This window comes from Citrobacter sp. Ce129 (assembly GCF_030334545.1).
Classification (GTDB): domain Bacteria; phylum Pseudomonadota; class Gammaproteobacteria; order Enterobacterales; family Enterobacteriaceae; genus Citrobacter; species Citrobacter europaeus.
This window is the reverse complement of record NZ_JAOWDS010000058.1, coordinates 52,390-73,148: the sequence shown is the minus strand read 5'-3', so window position 1 is coordinate 73,148 and position 20,759 is coordinate 52,390. Positions and strand designations below refer to the sequence as shown.

The 20,759-nt window shown below is 51.8% G+C and carries 19 protein-coding genes; 8 read left to right on the top strand and 11 right to left on the bottom strand.

Translation table 11 applies throughout. The features are described 5' to 3' along the window. Positions 1–160: 160 nt before the first annotated feature. From pfkA to cpxP, 3 genes are all read right to left on the bottom strand, one after another. On the bottom strand, positions 161–1,123 hold the full coding sequence (gene pfkA, locus OGV77_RS09335; RefSeq protein WP_043018913.1) for a 6-phosphofructokinase: 963 nt from the start codon (positions 1,121–1,123) through the stop codon (positions 161–163). A 185-nt stretch (positions 1,124–1,308) separates the two neighbouring features. Further along, positions 1,309–2,211, bottom strand: a complete 903-nt coding sequence (gene fieF, locus OGV77_RS09330) for a CDF family cation-efflux transporter FieF (RefSeq protein WP_043018912.1) — start codon at positions 2,209–2,211, stop codon at positions 1,309–1,311. A 147-nt stretch (positions 2,212–2,358) separates the two neighbouring features. Beyond that, positions 2,359–2,859: a cell-envelope stress modulator CpxP gene (gene cpxP / locus OGV77_RS09325; protein WP_043018911.1), complete on the bottom strand. Its 501-nt coding sequence runs from the start codon at positions 2,857–2,859 to the stop codon at positions 2,359–2,361. Between the two features lie 150 nt (positions 2,860–3,009). Between cpxP and cpxR the strand changes: the two genes are divergently transcribed. Together cpxR and cpxA are read left to right on the top strand one after the other, a co-directional pair. Then, entirely contained in the window at positions 3,010–3,708 is a 699-nt protein-coding gene (gene cpxR, locus OGV77_RS09320) for an envelope stress response regulator transcription factor CpxR (protein ID WP_005121756.1), read from the top strand. Further along, a complete protein-coding gene (gene cpxA, locus OGV77_RS09315; protein WP_087050707.1) occupies positions 3,705–5,078 on the top strand; it encodes an envelope stress sensor histidine kinase CpxA in 1,374 nt (457 codons plus the stop codon). The genes cpxR and cpxA overlap by 4 nt, the downstream gene beginning before the upstream one ends. Before the next feature lie 40 nt (positions 5,079–5,118). Here the strand turns inward: cpxA and OGV77_RS09310 are convergent, their stop codons facing one another. From OGV77_RS09310 to yiiM, 4 genes are all read right to left on the bottom strand, one after another. After that, on the bottom strand, positions 5,119–6,369 hold the full coding sequence (locus tag OGV77_RS09310; RefSeq protein WP_087050728.1) for an MFS transporter: 1,251 nt from the start codon (positions 6,367–6,369) through the stop codon (positions 5,119–5,121). Between the two features lie 116 nt (positions 6,370–6,485). Continuing rightward, positions 6,486–7,442, bottom strand: coding sequence for a sugar phosphate isomerase/epimerase family protein (locus OGV77_RS09305; RefSeq protein ID WP_075146351.1), 957 nt, complete (start codon positions 7,440–7,442; stop codon positions 6,486–6,488). 7 nt (positions 7,443–7,449) lie between these two features. Continuing rightward, positions 7,450–8,154 carry a GntR family transcriptional regulator gene (locus OGV77_RS09300; RefSeq protein WP_047407429.1) on the bottom strand — a complete coding sequence of 235 codons (705 nt, stop codon included), beginning with the start codon at positions 8,152–8,154 and terminating at the stop codon, positions 7,450–7,452. A gap of 226 nt (positions 8,155–8,380) precedes the next feature. Beyond that, positions 8,381–9,055 (bottom strand): 6-hydroxyaminopurine reductase, encoded by a 675-nt coding sequence (gene yiiM, locus OGV77_RS09295; RefSeq protein ID WP_087050708.1) that lies wholly within the window; start codon positions 9,053–9,055, stop codon positions 8,381–8,383. Between the two features lie 152 nt (positions 9,056–9,207). Here yiiM and OGV77_RS09290 point away from each other — a divergent pair, with 152 nt between their 5' ends. After that, complete coding sequence (locus OGV77_RS09290) at positions 9,208–10,104, top strand: dihydrodipicolinate synthase family protein (protein WP_043018907.1); 897 nt, start codon at positions 9,208–9,210, stop codon at positions 10,102–10,104. Between the two features lie 41 nt (positions 10,105–10,145). Here OGV77_RS09290 and kdgT read toward each other — a convergent pair whose 3' ends face one another. After that, positions 10,146–11,129, bottom strand: coding sequence for a 2-keto-3-deoxygluconate transporter (kdgT, locus tag OGV77_RS09285; protein WP_047407434.1), 984 nt, complete (start codon positions 11,127–11,129; stop codon positions 10,146–10,148). A gap of 236 nt (positions 11,130–11,365) precedes the next feature. Further along, a complete protein-coding gene (gene sodA / locus OGV77_RS09280) occupies positions 11,366–11,986 on the bottom strand; it encodes a superoxide dismutase [Mn] (RefSeq protein ID WP_043018905.1) in 621 nt (206 codons plus the stop codon). Positions 11,987–12,241: 255 nt separating this feature from the next. Between sodA and OGV77_RS09275 the strand changes: the two genes are divergently transcribed. Both OGV77_RS09275 and rhaT read left to right on the top strand, forming a co-directional pair. After that, the gene (locus OGV77_RS09275) at positions 12,242–13,663 is read left to right on the top strand and encodes an L-fucose/L-arabinose isomerase family protein (RefSeq protein ID WP_087050709.1); all 1,422 of its coding nucleotides are present in this window, start codon (positions 12,242–12,244) and stop codon (positions 13,661–13,663) included. Positions 13,664–13,866: 203 nt separating this feature from the next. After that, a complete protein-coding gene (rhaT, locus tag OGV77_RS09270) occupies positions 13,867–14,901 on the top strand; it encodes an L-rhamnose/proton symporter RhaT (RefSeq protein ID WP_003028737.1) in 1,035 nt (344 codons plus the stop codon). On the opposite strand, the gene rhaR is transcribed toward rhaT, so the two are convergent. Then, positions 14,898–15,746, bottom strand: coding sequence for an HTH-type transcriptional activator RhaR (gene rhaR / locus OGV77_RS09265; protein WP_075145403.1), 849 nt, complete (start codon positions 15,744–15,746; stop codon positions 14,898–14,900). The two genes, rhaT and rhaR, sit on opposite strands and share 4 nt — an antisense overlap. Positions 15,747–15,893: 147 nt before the next feature. After that, positions 15,894–16,742, bottom strand: coding sequence for an HTH-type transcriptional activator RhaS (gene rhaS / locus OGV77_RS09260; RefSeq protein ID WP_043018902.1), 849 nt, complete (start codon positions 16,740–16,742; stop codon positions 15,894–15,896). Between the two features lie 300 nt (positions 16,743–17,042). On the opposite strand from rhaS, the gene rhaB reads away from it, so the two are divergent. The 3 genes from rhaB to rhaD all read left to right on the top strand — a co-directional run bounded on the left by rhaB (position 17,043) and on the right by rhaD (position 20,695). Continuing rightward, positions 17,043–18,512, top strand: a complete 1,470-nt coding sequence (rhaB, locus tag OGV77_RS09255) for a rhamnulokinase (RefSeq protein ID WP_087050710.1) — start codon at positions 17,043–17,045, stop codon at positions 18,510–18,512. Then, positions 18,509–19,768 carry an L-rhamnose isomerase gene (gene rhaA, locus OGV77_RS09250; RefSeq protein WP_087050711.1) on the top strand — a complete coding sequence of 420 codons (1,260 nt, stop codon included), beginning with the start codon at positions 18,509–18,511 and terminating at the stop codon, positions 19,766–19,768. Before rhaB ends, rhaA begins: the two co-directional genes overlap by 4 nt. Positions 19,769–19,867: 99 nt before the next feature. Then, on the top strand, positions 19,868–20,695 hold the full coding sequence (gene rhaD / locus OGV77_RS09245; protein WP_087050712.1) for a rhamnulose-1-phosphate aldolase: 828 nt from the start codon (positions 19,868–19,870) through the stop codon (positions 20,693–20,695). Positions 20,696–20,759 lie beyond the last annotated feature (64 nt).

Genomic DNA, 20,759 nt, shown 5'->3' with positions numbered 1-20,759 from the left:
AAGGCATCCAAACATTAAAGAATAAAAAAAGATTTGCTATAACTTCAAGGAATAAATCTGAGGATTTGCCGGATGGCAGCTAACGTCTAATCAGGCCTACAAGTCTCTGCAACCTGTAGGCCTGATAAGCGAAGCGCCATCAGGCGCGCAAAAAATACAATCAGTACAGTTTTTTCGCGCAGTCCAGCCAGTCACCTTTGAACGGACGCTTCATGTTTTCAATAGCGTCAATAATGTCGTGGTGAACCAGTTTCTCGTTCTGAATACCTACACAGCGACCGCCGTGGCCTTCCAGCAGCAGTTCAATGGCATAGGAGCCCATACGGGATGCCAGGATACGGTCGTAAGGTACCGGAGAACCGCCACGCTGGATGTGACCCAGTACGGTTGAACGCGTTTCACGGCCGGTTTCTTTCTCGATGTAATGCGCCAGTTCGTCAACGTCGCACATGTGCTCAGTGATCGCAACGATTGCGTGTTTTTTACCCTTCGCGATACCTGCTTTGATTTCAGCAACCAGATCGTCGCGGCTGAATTCCACTTCAGGAACCACCACGAACTCACAGCCACCGGCAATTGCAGCTGCCAGGGTCAGATCGCCACAATAGCGGCCCATCACTTCAACGATGGAAATACGCTGGTGAGAAGAAGAGGTATCGCGCAGACGGTCAATCGCTTCAACTACGGTACCCAGAGCGGTGAAGTAACCGATGGTGTAGTCGGTACCTTTGATATCGTTGTCGATAGTGCCCGGCAGACCGATACATGGGAAGCCCATTTCAGTCAGGCGTTTTGCCCCCATGTATGAACCGTCACCACCGATAACAACCAGCGCGTCAATGCCACGTTTTTTCAGGTTTTCGATAGCCACCGCACGCACGTTTTCGTCGCGGAATTCCGGGAAGCGAGCAGAACCGAGGAACGTACCGCCACGGTTGATCATGTCGGACACGCTGTAGCGGTCAAGTTGGACCATACGGTCTTCATACAAACCCAGGTAGCCATCATGGATCCCCATGACTTCCAGCCCTTCCGTCAACGCTGCACGTACAACACCACGGATTGCTGCGTTCATGCCCGGCGCATCACCGCCGCTTGTCAACACACCGATTTTCTTAATCATGACTACCTCTGAACTTTGGAATGCAAAATGAAATCTGCTGCCGGAAGTCGATTCCGCATATCGAAACGATCCAACGAATATGCAGATAGTATAACAATCACTTCCTGCTGAATTGATTCAGGTCAGGCCAAATGGTGGTAATTTATACACAAAATGCTGGCCCGGTTCACTTTTTTTACAACGAATTATGAAAGATCAAACATCTTGCCTTCCTTGGGTACGACCGAACAAGGATCCTGATGAATGATGACATCCGATCCCGGGAAACGCCGTAAAATTGCCTGCTCAACCTGTTCAGCCACTAAATGCGCCTGAACGAGCGGCAGATTATCTTCCATTTCCAAATGAATCTGAATAAAGCGGGTCGGCCCTGACTGCCGCGTGCGAAGATCGTGAGCGCCGCTGACTCCGGGCCATGACGTCACAATATCAATAATTTCCTGACGTTCTTCATCGGGTAAAGCACGATCCAATAAAGACTGTACCGCCTCATACCCCATGCGTAATGCGCTATATAAAATATAGATGCCAATCCCGAGCGCAAACAAGGCATCTGCGCGATGCCAGCCGTACCATGCCAGCCCAAGCGCCACGAGAATCGCACCGTTCATCATAACATCAGACTGATAATGAAGCATATCCGCCCTGACGGCCTGACTTTGCGTGCGTTTTACTACCCAGCGCTGAAACGAGACCAGAATGATTGTACACACCAACGCAATGATGGTGACAATCACCCCGACGCCAGGATCTTTCATCGGCGTAGGTTGGATGAGATGCTGAATCCCGGTCAGGAATAAAAACAGCGCCGAACCGGAAATAAACATACTTTGTGCCAGCGCCGCCAGCGATTCCGCTTTTCCGTGTCCGAACGTATGCTCATCATCTGCGGGCTGCAGCGAATAGCGCACCACCAACAGGTTGGTTAACGAGGCCGCGATGTCCACCAGAGAATCCACCAGCGCTGCCAGAATACTGACCGATCCGGTGTACCACCACGCAAAAATTTTGATCAAAAGTAACAGCGATGCCATCACGGTCGCCGCGATTGCCGCCCGGCTAACCAGCCGCCCATAGGTTTGATTCATAAACACTCCTGCCAGGATATGCCGCTAGTATAACGGATGAAGTAAAACAGTCAGGCAATAACCGAGTGACAAATTTTGGGCAAAAAAAACCCCCACATCATGTGGGGGAAGACAGGGATGGTGTCTATGGCAAGGAAAACAGGGTTACTACTGGGAACGTGAGTTGCTACTACTCAATAAATTCAACGATGAGCTTTTTTTCCAGTGCGCTACGTCGCGCAGTTGCTCCATTCGTTGTTCATGTTTCTCATTTAAAACCGCTTGCTGCTCGGGCGTTAACAGGCGATACATCTGGTTGCGGACCTTGGCTATTTCAACCTGGCGGGCAACCTGTTCTTGCGCCATTCTTTCTGCCTGAGCGCGCACAGCGCTTTCATCAAATTTCTCTGCGGTGACAAGGCGATGCATTGTCTCCATTTCGCTAACATTAACAGGAGGCTGTTCGTGTCTTGCCTGCTGCATTAAATCTCGCATCTGTTGACGTTGATGTTCGGTTAAACTGATACCGTCAAACATGTGGCTCTGAACGCTGCGTTGCGCGGAGCCTTCACCCAGGTGCCAGTGATCGCCTGTGACGACTTCAGCTGCATGGCTTAAAGTACTGAATGCCAGCGTTGAGGCCATGACGGCAGCGGTAACTTTGCCCATCACTTGCTCCCAAAATCTTTTCTGTCGCGATTCAACGAGAGACAGTTTACGATTCGGGCTGCAAACATGCGTCAGGGGGTGTAAAACAACGTAAAGTCATAGATTAGCGACGCCTGATGACGTAATTTCTGCCTCGGAGGTACGTAAACAATGAATAAAATCCTGTTAGTTGATGATGACCGAGAGCTGACTTCCCTGTTAAAGGAGTTGCTCGAAATGGAAGGTTTCGATGTGCTGGTTGCCCATGATGGGGAACAGGCGCTTGAGCTTCTGGATGACAGCATCGATTTACTTTTGCTCGACGTCATGATGCCAAAGAAAAACGGCATCGATACGCTGAAAGCACTTCGTCAGACACACCAGACACCCGTAATCATGCTGACCGCTCGCGGCAGCGAATTGGATCGCGTACTTGGCCTTGAGCTGGGCGCGGACGACTATTTACCCAAACCGTTTAACGACCGTGAACTGGTCGCGCGCATCCGCGCTATTCTGCGTCGCTCACACTGGAGCGAACAACAGCAGAACAGCGACAACGGTTCGCCGACGCTGGAAGTGGATGCGTTAAGCCTTAATCCGGGTCGCCAGGAAGCCAGCTTTGACGGGCAAACCCTGGAGTTAACCGGCACCGAATTCACCCTGCTCTATTTGCTGGCACAGCATCTCGGTCAGGTGGTTTCGCGTGAACACCTGAGCCAGGAAGTGCTGGGCAAACGCCTGACGCCTTTCGATCGCGCGATCGACATGCATATCTCGAACCTGCGTCGTAAGCTGCCAGAGCGTAAAGACGGACACCCGTGGTTTAAAACCCTGCGCGGTCGCGGCTACCTGATGGTCTCCGCTTCATGATAGGGAGCTTAACCGCACGCATCTTTGCCATCTTCTGGTTGACGCTGGCACTGGTGTTGATGTTGGTACTGATGTTACCCAAGCTCGATTCACGCCAGATGACCGAGCTACTGGACAGCGAGCAGCGCCAGGGGTTGATGATTGAGCAACACGTTGAAGCTGAACTGGCGAACGACCCACCCAACGATTTGATGTGGTGGCGTCGCTTGTTTCGGGCGATAGACAAGTGGGCGCCGCCAGGACAGCGGTTATTGCTTGTTACGACGGAAGGACGCGTGATCGGCGCAGAACGCAACGAAATGCAGATCATTCGTAACTTTATTGGTCAGGCCGATAACGCCGACCATCCGCAAAAGAAAAAATACGGTCGCGTTGAGATGGTCGGGCCTTTCTCCGTCAGAGACGGTGAAGATAACTACCAGCTGTATCTCATTCGACCAGCCAACAGCTCACAATCTGACTTTATCAACCTGCTGTTTGACCGACCGCTGTTGTTGCTGATCGTCACCATGTTAGTCAGCTCTCCGCTATTGCTCTGGCTTGCCTGGAGTCTGGCGAAACCAGCGCGTAAGTTGAAAAACGCGGCGGATGAAGTGGCCCAGGGCAACCTGCGTCAGCATCCGGAGCTGGAAGCCGGTCCGCAGGAGTTTCTGGCGGCAGGCGCCAGCTTTAACCAGATGGTGACGGCGCTGGAGCGAATGATGACCACGCAGCAGCGCCTGCTGTCGGACATCTCTCACGAGTTGAGAACGCCACTGACGCGTCTGCAGCTGGGTACCGCGCTGCTGCGCCGTCGCAGCGGTGAAAGTAAAGAGCTGGAGCGTATTGAAACAGAAGCGCATCGGCTGGACAGCATGATCAACGACCTGCTGGTGATGTCACGTAATCAGCAGAAAAACGCGCTGGTCAGTGAAACGGTGAAAGCCAATCAGCTGTGGGGCGAAGTGCTGGATAACGCCGCCTTTGAAGCCGAGCAGATGGGTAAATCGCTCACGGTGAATTTCCCGCCGGGTCCCTGGCCGCTGTACGGCAACCCAAATGCGCTGGAAAGCGCGCTGGAAAACATTGTGCGCAATGCCCTGCGTTATTCACACACGAAGATTGAAGTTGGCTTCGCGGTGGATATCGACGGGATTACCATCACTGTGGATGACGATGGCCCGGGCGTTAGCCCTGAAGACCGGGAACAGATTTTCCGTCCGTTCTATCGTACCGATGAGGCGCGCGATCGCGAGTCTGGCGGAACAGGTCTGGGTCTGGCGATTGTTGAAACCGCAATCCAGCAGCATCGTGGCTGGGTGAAGGCCGAAGACAGCCCACTGGGTGGTTTACGGCTGGTGATTTGGTTGCCGCTGTACAAACGCGCTTAACAGGCTTCCCCGGTAACCTCGTGCCGGGGAAGCTCTCACTTTATGCTGTTGCCGCTGCAGCTGCTAGCTTTTGCTTTTTAATCCGCTTCACCAGAATTGTCGAACAGATAAAGCCCATTAAGCTGAACGCAATCATCACGCTAAAGACGTAGTTGTAGCCCGTGATGCCGCTATTGGTATCCAGTAAGTAGCCGTATAACGTGTATGCAAACATAGCGGGCATATAACCGATGATACAGCCAAATGCCATTGCCGAACCGGCATACTCACGTGGGGTACCAATTTCATCCATCGGCGCGAAGAAAATGGCGCGCTGGGAGAAGATAATCGCCCCAAATCCTAATGTTGCTACCATACCGATGTATACGTTCATTGTTTGATGCGGTAACTGCATGAAAACAAGCATCGCAACGGCGGAGATCAAAAACGTCCACTTCAGGTATACCGTCGGCGATTTGGCAACCTTATCCGCCAGCAGCCCACCAATCGGTCCTCCCACCATTTTCAACGCATACTGGTTGATGATGCCGTACGCCCCGACGAGCGCTACCGGCAGCATGTAGATATCTTTTAAGAACGGGATGAAGTAAGTCAGCCCGCAGTATGCGGCGTAAACAAAGAAAATCCCTAAAGAAGCCAGCCAGACGTTAGGGCAGGACAACACATGTTTGATTCCCTTTAAAACTTCCATATTGGCGCTGGTTTTCTCGCCGCCTTTCACTTTGTCATCATCGACAATAAAGTACGTCACAATGCCCGCCGCCAGCGTAATAACCGTATAAAACAACAGACCCGCCTGCATCCCCGCCTTACCTTCACCAAACTGGACGAAGACAAACAGAGCGCCAGATGCGACGATGACATCCACCACGCCGCGTCCGGCTTCTAAAAAGCCAAACATGCGTCCTTGTTCTTCTTTTGTGCCCAGCAGACGCACGGCTTTCAGCAATACCGGCCAGTAAACCACATCGGCAAAGAATGCCATTGCGGCAAAGCAAATGAGATAACCAGTAAATGACGGCAGCGTTGCCAGATATAAGCCGCAAAGTCCTACGCCGATGAGACCGAATGGTAATAATATTTTCTTGGAATAACGGTCAGCGATATAAAGCGAAAGAAAAAGCCCGGTTGTCTGAACAATAGTATAAACCGTAAAACTCAGGCCAATTTGCGTATTAGTTAAACCCCAGTCGCTTTGCATTGGCACATAGAAAACATCCTTCATACTTGAAAGTTTAAATATTGTGCCGCCGCCTAAAATCAAAAAACAGAGCCTTGCCCATTTATTCATGAACATGAGTAAACCCTCATTGCTTGTTGAGAGAAATATTTAGATTAATTTATATAATTAATAAAACTGTAGAGTTATTTTCATAACTCTTTTCGCATTTAGTAAAATTATGAAAGTTATTGATTACCTATAAATTTATTACACAAGTCACGAATGTATTTTATTTGAGCCAGAGCGTGTTCTTTTTCCTGCGCCAGTCGCGCATCAATCATGTCAGCGTCGGGTAGCGGCGTATAACTTGCATCGCGCCATGGGATCCAGGGATTATCACCTTCATCATCAAAACGAAATGCGGGTGCATAATATTCAACTTCTTCTTCCAGACCAAAAGCATGTACTTGTGGTTTATCTTCTCCCAAGAGTAATAATGCTTTGAGCATCTCTTCCATGGGTAAATCACCGTATCCTGAACGACAAGCCTCATGCCCCCAGCCTTTACCTTCTTTAATAATCTTTGCGTCTTTAATATGTACCTGAGTGATCAAAGGAGACATGACCTCTAACGCAGAAAGCGGCTGCTCATTGGCATTAATCATGTTGCCAAAATCAAAAAGAATAGAGAGATTCTTCATTCCACTATTATTAACCAGCGTCACCAGCTCATGACCCTGTAGATCTTCATGCTGTTCAATGGTAAAGCTCAGGCCACAATCATCATACTGAGACAACCACGCAAGATCATTGGCAATCTTCGCCATAACGTCGTTGAGATGCCCTTCATAGCGCGGGTAGAAACGAACTGACGTTGCGCCAGTTGCCACAGCAATACGAATTGCATCCGTCAATGTCGCCTGGTCCGATGCGCTGGTTTCAATATGCACATCCAGGTTATATTTTTTAGCCTTTTCTTTAAAATCGTGTAACTGCCGATCGTTTATTTTCTGCAGTGACTGGGATTCACCATCCTCAACATGTATTTTCACACCCTTTAATTGCTGCTGATGCGCAATATCCAGAAGATCGCCAGGCAGGACTCTCTCATAGCGCATATTCAGATGAAAGGCATAAGCATGTAGGTACAGTGGTATATTTCTCGCACGTTCAGCAAGAAGTTTCTGGTTACATTTTCCCATAGTTTTCTCATTCATCACGAATAACAAGTTCCACTGATTCAAGTCGCCAGTATTCAAAATCAACCTGAACCACTTTTTTATCTCGGGTAGCCCGATGTTTTTCTACTAAAATTCCATACGTATTAGGCGCAACGCCCAGTTCTTTGCACGCCACTTCTGGCATATTTACCGGTTTAAAAATCATTTCTTTGATATTTAAAATATGACCAAACGCATCTTCCCAGACGCTGGAAAAAGATTGATTGCCCAGTTTGTTTATGAATCCTGGTGCAACATCAGCATCAATGTAGGACTCATGGTAAAACACTTTATGTGAATCAAGACCACACCAGCCGGTAACTAAATAGCGCTCACCGGTGGAGAGAAAAACATCATCAACATGATGCGGGACCGTCTCAATGGTTTCTTTGGTTAAATAATCCCAAAAAGGTTTACGCCCCTGAGCACAGGCTTCGGCATTGAAACTGGAAAGTGATTTGGGGTTATAAATAAATCGTTTCGATGAAATAAACCAACCACTGCGGTTCTTGCGGAAAATACGCGCATCGATCTCAAGCTCAATCAGAACCTGACGTAAGGTCATGCGCTTCGCATCCAGCAGCTCGCATAACTCTCTTTCCGAGGGCAATTTGGATCCTGCTGGCAAATTATTTTCGTTTAACCAGCTTTCAAAGCGCTCTCTGAGCACATCAACATTGTTTTTCTTTTTCATCTCGCTCATCTGGTTTAAACCAATTTGAAGCTAAGATATTTGAGTGCCGGAAATACTCAAGTTTTTTTTCAACGCAGAGTTTCTTTTTGTGGACCAGGTATCAAGAATGGGCAGAAAGCGTGTTGTGACAGGCAGGTTTTTACCCGCTTCAGTACGCAGAGATAACGAGCATGGGAGAGGTAAATCAGGTGTTGCCACCTGATTTAATTGCAAGATAGAGGTGGGTTTATTTTCCCCACAAACGGCGGGAATTGTCTTCGATCTTGCCGCTTAAACGACGTTTTTGCATCGTTCTGGTCCAACTTTTGGATAACCCGGCAGCCGACAGTAAACGATGATATTGCGAGTCATCAAACGGCATATGCCAGGCAATGGCAATCGCCTCCCGTACGCTGACGTCGCTGACGCGTGATGCCAGGATCAACGGCGCGTCTGCCGACACCTGACCGGGAGCGATGACGCTGCACAGCCAGCCTGTCTTGCCTGCATCCTGCATCTGGCTGGCCATGTCGCTGATGCCGAAATGGAAATTCAGCTTAAAACACGGCGAGCGCGGCTGCGTGACCTGAATCAGCGCATCTCCCCACTGGAAAATGTCGCCAATAAAGACATTCTCTTCCGTTAACCTCTCAGTAGAGAGATTCTCGCCAAACGCGGGGGCGACAAATAGCTCCGCCTGCTCCGGAAACTCTTGTCTCCAGTGCTGATAGTGTTCACGCGGATAATGGCACAGCGCGCGATCCGGCCCGCCGTGAATTTTTGTTTCCGCCTGCTCATCACCCGTCAACCCCAGTTCGGTCAGCATCAACTCACCGTCAACCTGGACTTTAGCAATCGCGCTGGGACGGCTTCCCGTGTAGTCCCGAACCTTGCCAGTAAAAACATCGACCGGATATCGCATCTGTTCCCTCTCCCGATAAATTTCCCCCATTACACCACATTTATTTTACCCCAGTCGCTCAAAATGAGAGCACGGTTCACATGAAAGTTAGGGACACATGCTATCAATGTAAGCTGGTTTTGAAACATCATTTCAAATAAGGAGTCGACAACGTGACTGGTCAATCGCAATTTGCTGGCGTCTGGTGTCCATCCATTACGCCAATGGACAATGACGGCAAGATCGATCTTAACGGTCTGAGCCAGCATCTCAAACGCCTAACCGAGGCCAAAATCGACGTGATTTTGCTGATGGGCAGCATCGGGGAATTTGCCTCCTTTACGCTCGAAGAAAGGCTAGTGCTGATCCGCGAAGCCCGCGCCATGAGCTCGCTGAAGATGGTCGCCAACGTCTCATCCACCTGCCAGAATGATGTGCTGTTGATGGCGCAGGAAGCGTATCGCGCCGGTTACGACGCTGTGATGATCCTCCCACCTTACTACTATGGGCAAACGGCAAAACAGCTGCTGAGCTACTTCCGTCAGTTGGGACAGAAACTCAGCGGTAAATGGTTTGCCTATAACTTTCCGGCACGTACCGGCTGCGATTTAACCCCCGAACTGGTTGCCACCCTCGTCGATGAATTTCCCAACTTCGCAGGCATTAAAGATACCGTCGACTGTCAGTCCCATACCCGCAGTATGATTCAGACCACCCGCGCCGTGCGTGAGGATTTTGCCGTGCTGTCCGGCTATGACGAATACTACATTCCTAACCTGCTGGCAGGCGGTGCGGGGATTATTTCAGGATTAAACAACGTCATGCCGGAACTGTTTGTCAGCGCGCGGGAAGCGTTTAAGCAGGGCGACCTGGCAGCGCTTCGCGATATTCAGGACCAGATTGGCACCTACATGTCCATCTACGCCATTGGCGAAGATTTTGTCACCACCATCAAAACCGTGGTATCGCGTAAGTTTGGCTATTGCACCGGCGTGTCACGTAATGCTGGCGGAGAGTTGAACGAGAGCGAATGTCGGACAATCGATGAAGTATTTATCGTAGAAGGTTAACTCGTTAAGCCGGATGGCGCAGACCATCCGGCTTAAGAGATTTATTTCACGGTACCACGAATATCAATTTCCGCCGCCCTGGCTTTAACTCTTTTCGACCAGATAGACGTGATAATCGGCACCAGAATGGAGGTCACAATCACTGACGTGGCAACGAGGGAAGTCGCTGCTGGTGCCATCGGTTTAAATGCCGGAACCATTTCCGCAATCAGCACCGGCGTGGCGACCGCCGCACCCGCTGAGCTGGAGGCCGCAATCCCCGCCGTACCATCACCGCCACCAATCAGTTTATCAGCGATAATCAAGGGAATACCGGTGATGATAATCACCACGACACCCAGCAGAATACCCAGTACTCCGGTTTGCGCAATCACGCTTAAATCAATGGTGTTACCCAATGCGAAAGCAAAGAAAGGGATCAGCGTCTGCACCGCTTTGCTGAAGAACTCGCGCAACTCGGGGTCCAGATTCCCCAACGCAAAGCCAATCAGAAACGGTAATACAGCCCCCACAAACACGTGCGGTTCAAACGACGCGATCCCGGCGGTTCCCAAAATCACCATCGTCATCAGCGGGCCAGACTCCAGCGACATCAGGACAAACGCTCCGGCCTCTTCTTTGGTGCCGTACTGCTGCATAATCGAGGCATACAGCCCGCCGTTGGTCATATCCATAGCGGCCACCAGCGCCAGCGTAGACAGCCCGGCGAAGAATCCGACCTCCACACCATGTTCCGGCAGAATACGTGAAGCAATCGCCGCGACCACCCATGCCACCAGAATCTTGGTGATGACCAACGTGCCTGATTTACGTAGCACGGTGCCGGTAGCGCTTAGCTTAATCGACGCCCCCATGCAAAAGAACCAGACTGCCAGGATAGGTACCGTACCGGTGATCATACCGTTGGTAAAGGAGCCGAAATATTTCCCGGCGCCGGGGGAAAAGGTGTGACACAACGCGCCCAGGAAAAGCGGCACCAGCATCATACCGCCTGGGATTTTCTCTATCGTTCGTTTGATCTGCATTTCCATCACCTGTAGACATAAAAATGGGGCAATTTTTATGGGCGATTGCATCTTGCTTTTGAGATGCGCCCGTCTTGATGGAAAGAAGATAGACATTCATAGAGACTATAAAAGTGATCCCACTCGCATAATAAAACCTTGTTTCAATTTAAGTGGATCATCGTTTTTATATTGAGTTTGATCACAAAAAAACCCCCACAAGCATCGCCTGTAGGGGTTTCGTTAATGCGTAGAACTTATTTTTTCGCTGCGAAACGCGCGGCAGCTTCGTCCCAGTTCACCACGTTCCAGAACTCTTTGATGTAGTCCGGGCGACGGTTCTGGAATTTCAGGTAGTAAGCGTGTTCCCAAACGTCCAGGCCCACGATCGGGAAGCCGGAAGCGCCAGAGATAGCTTCACCCATCAGCGGGGAATCCTGGTTAGCGGTGGAAACAACAGCCAGCTTGTCACCTTTCAGAACCAGCCACGCCCAGCCGGAGCCAAAACGGGTTGCCGCAGCTTTTTCAAATTCAGCTTTGAAGTTGTCGACGGAACCGAAGTCACGTTCGATAGCCGCTTTCAGATCGCCCTGCAGCGTAGTACCGGTTTTCAGACCTTTCCAGAACAGGCTGTGGTTAGCGTGGCCGCCCGCGTTATTGCGCAGAACGGTTTTCTTGTCTGCTGGCAGTTGATCCAGTTTAGCGATCAGTTCTTCAGCAGACAGGCTAGCGAATTCAGGCAGGCTCTCCAGCGCAGCGTTCGCGTTGTTTACGTAAGCCTGGTGGTGTTTGGTATGGTGGATTTCCATCGTCTGCTTATCGAAGTGCGGTTCAAGGGCATCATAAGCGTACGGCAGGGATGGCAGTGTATAACTCATAATCATCTCCAGTATTGTCGGGCGGCCAGTGTTAACGCCGCGTAAGCAGTTGGGTCATTATAGTTAATTAAATGATATTGAAAATGATTATCAATGCCGTACTCTTTACAGGGTTATTATGCGGTAAAAGTGTGAGCATCATTAGGAAAATCAGGCGAATTTTGCCAACCTGGGTAGAAAACAGGCAGTGACATGAAGGACATGGGAGATAAAGCACGAGATAGTTTGCGAATTATCTCACAAGGAAATCTTGCTATGTCTGTCAATATCGCCCTTTTCGGTATCGGTCTCGACACATACTGGCCCCAGTTTACAGGCCTGGAATCACGTCTTCAGGGCTACCTGCAAACAATTGATGAGCGTCTGACGGCGCAACAAGCCACCGTCATTAATGGCGGCCTGATTGATAACGTCGATAAAGCCGATGCCCTTATCAAACGGTTGCAGCAACAACCAGTCGATGCAGTCTGCCTTTACATCAGCACCTACGCGCTCAGCTCAACGGTGCTACCCCTTGTGCAGAGTATCAATAAACCGGTCATTATTCTGGCCCTACAGCCAGAGCCAGGGCTGCCCTATTCAACTATCCGTCAAATCCCCGATCGGGGCGGGCGAACTGGAGAGTGGCTGGCGCACTGTCAGGCCTGCAGCGCCCCCGAACTGGCAAACGTGTTTAACCGTGCGAATATCCGCTTTCAATTGATCGTTGGTGCATTACAGGGCGATGAGTACGTCTGGCAACAAACTTCGCAGTGGCTGCAAGCCCTTAACGCTTGTCAAATGCTGGCAAGTTGCCAGGTCGGCGTCCTCGGACACTATTATGACGGCATGGTGGACGTTTACAGCAATATGACGAATTTGTCCGCCAAAATGGGCGTCCGCTTTATGCCACTGGAGATGTGTGAGCTGGCGGAATACCGCGAGCAGGTCAGCGAAGCAGACTTCAACGCCAAACAACAGGAAATGCACCGTGTGCTTCAGTTGGATGCGGCATGCGAACCTGCAGAGCTTGGCCGGGCAATCACCACTGCCTGCGCCATGGATAAACTGATTGCCCAGAATAAACTCGGTGCACTCGCTTATTACTATGAAGGTCGTAACGGTAACGCTTACGAGAACATCATCACCTCAATAATTCTCGGCAACACGCTGCTCACCCACCGTGGTATTCCCGTAGCGGGAGAATATGAAATCAAAAATGTGCTGGCGATGAAAATTCAGCAACTTCTGGGCGCTGGCGGTTCATTTTCAGAACCCTATGGTATTGAATTTACCGATGATGTTGTTTTATGGGGACATGATGGTCCGGCACACCCGTTGATGGCGGATGGTCCGGTAAATCTGGTGCCGTTGCCGGTTTATCATGGCAAACCCGGTAAAGGTGTGTCTATTCAGATGACCGTGAAAGCTGGCCCGGTAACCTTTCTTTCGGTAATTGAAGATGCTGAAAATGGGGTGCGTTTACAGTATGCCGAAGGTGAAGCGGTGGCAGGTGAAGTCCTGGATATCGGCAACACCAACAGCCGCTATCGCTTCCCATTATCGGCTCGCGAGTTCACCACGCAATGGTGCATGGGTGGCCCCGCTCATCATTGCAGCATTGGCCTGGGGCATCATGGTGAGGTGCTGGAAAAACTCGCCTGGCTACTGGGTATTCAGGCAGTAAGAATCTGCTAATCCTCGATATTTCCGCCCTTCTCAAAAAAAGAGGGGCGGAGCCGCATTTGTGATCAACATCCCTTTCATCCCCTGAATTTTGCCAGCATTACTCATCACGCGGCAGCATGCTGAAGGTTAATTCATTGCTCACTCTTTAGACTTTTGAACATCAAAACGGGTGATTTTCATCCTGCCAAATCGATAATTCAAAAGGAAACAGAATGGGTAACGCAATTACGATGGGGATAATATGGCATCTTATCGGTGCCGCTAGTGCCGCTTGTTTCTATGCCCCCTTTAAAAAGGTACAACACTGGTCCTGGGAAACCATGTGGTCCATCGGTGGTTTTGTTTCATGGCTGATCCTTCCCTGGCTCGTCAGCGCGATCCTGCTGCCGGACTTCTGGACCTATTACAGTTCATTCAGCGCGTCCACACTGCTGCCGGTATTTTTGTTCGGTGCCATGTGGGGGATTGGTAACATCAACTATGGTCTGACCATGCGTTACCTCGGGATGTCGATGGGGATCGGGATCGCTATCGGTATTACGCTGATTGTTGGCACCTTAATGACGCCAATCATTGCCGGTAAATTTGACGTGCTCATCGGCACACCTGGTGGGCGTATGACCCTGCTCGGCGTGCTGGTCGCCCTGATCGGTGTGGCGATTGTTACCCGCGCCGGACAGTTAAAAGAGCGCAAGATGGGCATCAAAGCCGAAGAGTTCAATTTGAAAAAAGGTCTGATACTGGCGGTGATGTGCGGCTTTTTCTCCGCAGGGATGTCCTTTGCGATGGATGCGGCTAAACCCATGCACGAAGCCGCTGCTGCGCTCGGTATCGATCCGCTGTATGTTGCCCTGCCCAGCTACGTCGTCATCATGGGCGGCGGCGCGGTGATCAATCTGGGATACTGCTTCATTCGTCTGGCAAAAATGAAAAACCTGTCAGTAAAAGCCGACTTCTCGTTAGCCAAGCCGCTGATTATCAGCAACATCCTGTTCTCGGCGCTTGCTGGTCTGATGTGGTATCTCCAGTTCTTCTTTTACGCCTGGGGCCATGCCAAAATTCCGGCGCAATATGACTACATGAGCTGGATGCTGCACATGAGCTTCTACGTCCTGTGCGGTGGCATCGTGGGCCTGATCATGAAAGAGTGGAGCAATGCAGGACGCCGTCCGGTCAGCGTGCTAAGCCTTGGCTGCGTGGTGATCATTGTCGCGGCAAACATTGTGGGTCTGGGAATGGCCAGCTAATTATGTTGAGTGCTGAGATGACGCCACTGGCTCGGCGTCATCCCGGTTTCGCGCGTGAACACCACCGAAAAGTAGTTACTGTCCTCAAAGCCGCAGCGCATAGAAATCTCACTAATCATCAACCGGCTATGCTTGAGCAGATACTGAGCATGGCAGACCCGCACCTGGCGCAGATACTGGTTGATGGTCATCCCGGTCTGACTGCGAAACTGCTGGCGCAAAACGCGCTCGCTGCACCGTTCACGCTCGCAAAACTTATCCAGTTCGAACGCATGCTCATGGCTACCGGCTAACGCGGTGATCAGTTTGTCCAACAGCGTTTCACTCGATGTCGCCGGGAGCGTATCTGTGGCGTAACGATGGCGTTTAAGGAGCGTCACCAGTTGCCCGAACAGCAGTTCCGCCATGGTAAAAGCCTGCGCATCACGCTGATTACTTTCATGCTCAAGCTGGCTTATCACCTGCCGGGCCTGGGTCATACCAACGCTACCGAGACGCCAGTGCGGCTGCCGCGGCGTACCGTTAAAGCCGGGGATCGCCCCTTGCCAGTCAACATTCAGCGTCAATCGTTCCGGGCAGTAGATGATATTTTGTAACACCAGGTCGTTAACGGAAGTGTAGGAGTGTTTATCTTCGGCGCGAATGTAAAACAGATCGCCACGGGTTATCCGGTACGGACGTTCGTTGAGAACATGTAACCCATTGCCGCGCCAGACCAGTACCAGTTCGCAAAACTCATGAGTATGTTCAGCAAAGACATCCTGCGGATAACGATCGGCCACGGCGACCGCCTGCTTTTCATGCGCAAAAAAGTCTGATTTCAGAAGGATTAGCTGATTCGCCATCACAATATTCCCTGTCGGATGGCGGCTACGCCTTATCCGACCTACAGATTACGTGACACGTAGGCCGGATAAGGCGTAGCCGCCATCCGGCGTTGAGGGACATGATTATCTGAGATTCGGCGGTAAAAAACGTTGATAGCTTTCGCGTTACTGAAGGCTGCTTCCCGCAATAAGGTCGCGCCCCTGACGAATATCGCGCGGTGACCACTCGAACTCACGGCGGAAAAGCGTCGAAAAGTGGTTACTGTCGCCGAAACCGCAGAGATAAGCGATATCTGTCACGCTGTCATCACTGTGACGAAGCAGATGCCTGGCTTTAATAAGCCGCAGACGGTTAAGGTAGCGCTGCGGCGTTAGTCCTGTCTGCTGTTTAAGCTGGCGGTGCAAAGTGCGTAAAGAGAGCGAAAACTTCTCGGCCAGCGCCTCCCAACACACCTCGTCGGCAAAATTATCTTCCAGCCACGCCATCAGAAGATTAAGCCGCGCGTCGTTATCAGTGGCCGCTTCCATCAGGCTGCTTTTACGCAGCAGCACCAGTAACTGCATAAACAGGATCTCGCGATTTGCCGCCGTCGGCGTATCCATCCCCTCGCCGAGCGCCTCCATCTGCCCCACCAGGTGACGAACCTGCTGCAGTACGCCCTGGTTTACGCGCCAGTGGGAGGGATACTGCCCATTTTGTTCCTGAGGCAAAAGCTGATTCAGCCCAGCCAGAAATTGAAACGCATCCGGAGAGCGATACAGAACGTTGGTCAGGCACAGATTGTCAGTATGTTCATATAAATGCCTGTCATGATCGCGGACGAAACACACCGTCCCGCCGCTAATGGTGTAAGGCTGTCCGTTAAACACATGGATCCCCGTGCCATGCTCGACCACTACAATTTCATGAAAATCATGATGATGCTCAGGAAATGCGGGTTGAGGAAGGCGTGGTTCAATAGCCACTGGCGCTTTACCTGTCGGAAAAAAATCCACGCAATGCAGTACGGTCATGACGGCTCCCCCTGATTAACGAATATGGCTGAATAGTAATTAAGGGTTACTACCCTCACCTTAAATTTTTGACGCCAAAGTGCGTAAACACGGTTAATTCTTCAAGAAATGGCGGGAAAGATCGGGAAATGCGGAAGGCGTCACATCCGCCAAAATCCGCGCTATTAGCGGAAACTGTGAACAACATCACGTTCACCTTTGCCGTGTTGCCAGCCGCTAATTGGGGCTGTCACTGTCAAGAAGGTACGCTTTATCAGGGGTTCTTAGACTGAGTGCAATAAAACTCAGAAGGACCTCGCTATGACTTTTCGCCATTGTGTCGCTGTCGATCTCGGCGCATCCAGTGGGCGCGTAATGCTGGCGCGTTACGACAGTGAACACCGCACCCTGACGCTGCGTGAAATCCACCGCTTCATTAACTGTCTGCAAAAAACTGACGGTTTTGATACCTGGGACATCGACAGCCTGGAAAATGACATTCGTCTTGGCCTGAAAAAAGTCTGTGATGAAGGCATTCGGATAGACAGCATCGGCATTGATACCTGGGGCGTAGATTACGTCCTGATCGATAACGCTGGTCAGCGTGTTGGTCTGCCGGTCTCTTACCGCGACAGCCGTACAGCCGGCATTATGGCGCAGGCGATGACGCAGCCGGGTAAAGGTGAAATTTATCGCCGCAGCGGCATTCAGTTTCTGCCCTTTAACACGTTGTATCAGCTGCGTGCACTGGTTGAACAGCAGCCAGAACTGCTCCCGCAGGTGGCTCATGCCCTGCTGATCCCCGATTACTTCAGCTTTCGCCTGACCGGTGAAATGAACTGGGAATACACCAACGCCACCACTACGCAGCTCGTCAATATCAACACCGACGACTGGGATGACACGCTGCTGGCGTGGACCGGGGCAGACAAAGCCTGGTTTGGTCGCCCGACGCACCCGGGGAACGTAATTGGCCACTGGATTTGCCCACAGAAAAATCGCATTCCGGTCGTGGCCGTCGCCAGTCACGACACCGCCAGTGCGGTAATTGCTTCGCCGTTGGCCGACAAAAACAGCGCGTATCTTTCTTCCGGTACCTGGTCGCTGATGGGTTTTGAGAGCAGAACACCGTATACCAACGATGCGGCGCTGGCGGCGAACATCACCAACGAAGGGGGCGCGGAAGGGCGCTACCGCGTACTGAAAAATATTATGGGGTTATGGCTGCTCCAGCGCGTTTTAAAAGAGCGCAAGATTACCGATCTGCCAACGCTTATCGCCGAAACGCAAGCGCTGCCGGCCTGCCAGTTCCTGATAAACCCGAACGACGATCGCTTTATCAATCCCGACGATATGAGTGCCGAAATTCAGGCAGCCTGTCGTGAATCGGGCCAACCCGTTCCCCTGCAAAACGCCGAACTGGCGCGCTGTATCTTCGACAGTCTGGCGTTGCTATACGCCGATATTCTGCAAGAACTGGCGCAGCTGCGAGGCGCAGCGTTTAGCCAACTGCACATCGTCGGTGGCGGCTGCCAGAACGTCTTACTGAACCAACTGTGCGCGGATGCCTGCGGGATTCGCGTTATGTCCGGCCCGATTGAGGCCTCCACGCTCGGCAATATCGGCATCCAGTTGATGACGCTGGACGAGCTTAACAACGTCGATGATTTCCGTCAGGTAGTACGCGCCAACTACGACCTGACCACCTTTATTCCAAATCCTGAAAGTGAAATTGCCCGCTACCAGGCGCAGTTTCAATCACTACGACAGACAAAGGAGCTTTGCGCATGACCACTCAACTTGAACAAGCCTGGGAACTGGCAAAACTGCGTTTCGCCGCGGTAGGCATTGATGTCGAGGCGGCATTGCGCCAGCTCGATCGTCTGCCGGTCTCCATGCACTGCTGGCAGGGCGATGATGTCGCCGGTTTCGAGAATCCGGAAGGCTCACTCACCGGCGGTATTCAGGCTACCGGCAACTATCCGGGCAAAGCGCGTAACGCCACCGAACTGCGGGCCGATCTGGAGCAAGCGCTAAGCCTGATTCCGGGACCAAAACGCCTGAATTTGCACGCGATCTATCTGGAATCGGATACGCCGGTTGCCCGCGACCAAATCAAACCTGAACACTTCAAAAACTGGGTTGAGTGGGCGAAAGCGAACCAGTTAGGGCTGGATTTCAATCCGTCCTGCTTCTCTCACCCGCTGAGCGCTGACGGCTTCACGCTGGCCCACGCCGATGACACCATTCGCCAGTTCTGGATTGATCACTGCAAAGCCAGCCGTCGCGTCTCGGCGTATTTTGGCGAGCAGTTGGGTACACCGTCGGTGATGAACATCTGGATCCCGGATGGCATGAAAGACATCACCGTTGACCGTTTAGCGCCGCGCCAGCGCCTGCTGGAAGCACTGGACGAGGTGATCAGCGAGAAACTCGACCCGGCGCACCATATCGATGCCGTTGAGAGCAAACTGTTTGGCATCGGCGCTGAAAGCTACACCGTGGGCTCCAACGAGTTCTATATGGGTTACGCCACCAGCCGTCAAACCGCGCTATGCCTGGATGCGGGTCACTTCCATCCGACCGAAGTAATTTCCGACAAAATCTCCGCCGCCATGCTGTACGTACCGCGCCTGCTGCTACACGTCAGCCGTCCGGTGCGTTGGGACAGCGATCATGTTGTGCTGCTGGATGATGAAACTCAGGCAATTGCCAGCGAGATCGTCCGCCACAACCTGTTCGACCGCGTACACATTGGCCTCGACTTCTTCGACGCTTCCATTAACCGCATCGCCGCGTGGGTGATTGGCACTCGCAATATGAAAAAAGCGCTGCTGCGCGCGCTGTTAGAACCGACCGAACAACTGCGTCAGCTTGAAGCCAGCGGCGACTACACCGCACGCCTGGCCCTGCTGGAAGAGCAAAAATCACTGCCGTGGCAGGCCGTCTGGGAGATGTATTGCCAGCGCCACGACACGCCAGCGGGTAGCCAGTGGCTGGAAAGCGTGCGCGCCTATGAAAAAGAGATTTTGAGCAAACGTAGCTAACCGTGACGCCAGACTTGTAGGCCGGAGAAGACGCCCCGCGTCGCCATCCGGCAATCGTAAGACCCGATAACGTTCGGGCAATAAACAGGAACACCGAAGATGCAAAACATTACTACTTCCTGGTTCGTCCAGGGGATGATCAAAGCCACTTCTGATGCGTGGCTGAAAGGCTGGGACGAGCGTAACGGCGGCAACCTGACGCTGCGTCTGGATGAGGCAGACATTGCACCGTTTAGCGCCGATTTCCATGAAAAACCACGCTATATCGCGCTAAGTAAGCCAATGCCATTGCTGGCGAACACGCCGTTTATCGTCACCGGTTCCGGCAAATTTTTCCGTAACGTTCAGCTCGATCCCGCGGCAAATTTGGGTGTGGTGAAAGTAGACAGCGATGGCGCGGGCTACCATATCCTGTGGGGCCTGACCCACGAGGCCGTACCAACCTCTGAACTGCCAGCTCACTTCCTCTCCCACTGCGAACGTATTAAAGCGACGAACGGCAAAGACCGCGTGATCATGCACTGCCACGCCACCAACCTGATCGCCCTGACCTACGTGCTGGAAAACAACAGCGCGCTGATTACCCGCAAACTGTGGGAAGGCAGCACCGAGTGCCTGGTGGTATTCCCGGATGGCGTCGGCATTCTGCCGTGGATGGTGCCGGGTACGGATGAAATCGGCCAGGCGACAGCCGAGGAAATGCAGAAACACTCGCTGGTACTGTGGCCGTTCCACGGCGTGTTCGGCAGCGGACCTACCCTCGACGAGGCGTTCGGTTTGATCGATACCGCAGAGAAATCCGCCGAGGTTCTGGTCAAAATCTATTCGATGGGCGGTATGAAGCAGACCATCACGCGCGAAGAACTGATAGCCCTTGGCAAACGTTTTGGCGTGACGCCGCTGGCAAGCGCCGTAGAGCTGTACTGATACCTCCCAACCCAACGCCGGATGCGGCTTCACTTTATCCGGCCTACAGGATTTTATTGTTAAG

Coding starts and splice junctions, on each gene's coding strand:
- OGV77_RS09305 (WP_075146351.1), bottom strand. CDS start 7,442: ATGGGAAAATGTAACCAGAAACTTCTTGCTGAACGTGCGAGAAATATA.
- OGV77_RS09275 (WP_087050709.1), top strand. CDS start 12,242: ATGTCTGTCAATATCGCCCTTTTCGGTATCGGTCTCGACACATACTGG.
- cpxA (WP_087050707.1), top strand. CDS start 3,705: ATGATAGGGAGCTTAACCGCACGCATCTTTGCCATCTTCTGGTTGACG.
- rhaT (WP_003028737.1), top strand. CDS start 13,867: ATGGGTAACGCAATTACGATGGGGATAATATGGCATCTTATCGGTGCC.
- rhaA (WP_087050711.1), top strand. CDS start 18,509: ATGACCACTCAACTTGAACAAGCCTGGGAACTGGCAAAACTGCGTTTC.
- rhaS (WP_043018902.1), bottom strand. CDS start 16,742: ATGACCGTACTGCATTGCGTGGATTTTTTTCCGACAGGTAAAGCGCCA.
- OGV77_RS09310 (WP_087050728.1), bottom strand. CDS start 6,369: ATGAATAAATGGGCAAGGCTCTGTTTTTTGATTTTAGGCGGCGGCACA.
- cpxR (WP_005121756.1), top strand. CDS start 3,010: ATGAATAAAATCCTGTTAGTTGATGATGACCGAGAGCTGACTTCCCTG.
- rhaD (WP_087050712.1), top strand. CDS start 19,868: ATGCAAAACATTACTACTTCCTGGTTCGTCCAGGGGATGATCAAAGCC.
- rhaR (WP_075145403.1), bottom strand. CDS start 15,746: ATGGCGAATCAGCTAATCCTTCTGAAATCAGACTTTTTTGCGCATGAA.
- kdgT (WP_047407434.1), bottom strand. CDS start 11,129: ATGCAGATCAAACGAACGATAGAGAAAATCCCAGGCGGTATGATGCTG.
- cpxP (WP_043018911.1), bottom strand. CDS start 2,859: ATGGGCAAAGTTACCGCTGCCGTCATGGCCTCAACGCTGGCATTCAGT.
- fieF (WP_043018912.1), bottom strand. CDS start 2,211: ATGAATCAAACCTATGGGCGGCTGGTTAGCCGGGCGGCAATCGCGGCG.
- sodA (WP_043018905.1), bottom strand. CDS start 11,986: ATGAGTTATACACTGCCATCCCTGCCGTACGCTTATGATGCCCTTGAA.
- yiiM (WP_087050708.1), bottom strand. CDS start 9,055: ATGCGATATCCGGTCGATGTTTTTACTGGCAAGGTTCGGGACTACACG.
- OGV77_RS09300 (WP_047407429.1), bottom strand. CDS start 8,154: ATGAAAAAGAAAAACAATGTTGATGTGCTCAGAGAGCGCTTTGAAAGC.
- rhaB (WP_087050710.1), top strand. CDS start 17,043: ATGACTTTTCGCCATTGTGTCGCTGTCGATCTCGGCGCATCCAGTGGG.
- pfkA (WP_043018913.1), bottom strand. CDS start 1,123: ATGATTAAGAAAATCGGTGTGTTGACAAGCGGCGGTGATGCGCCGGGC.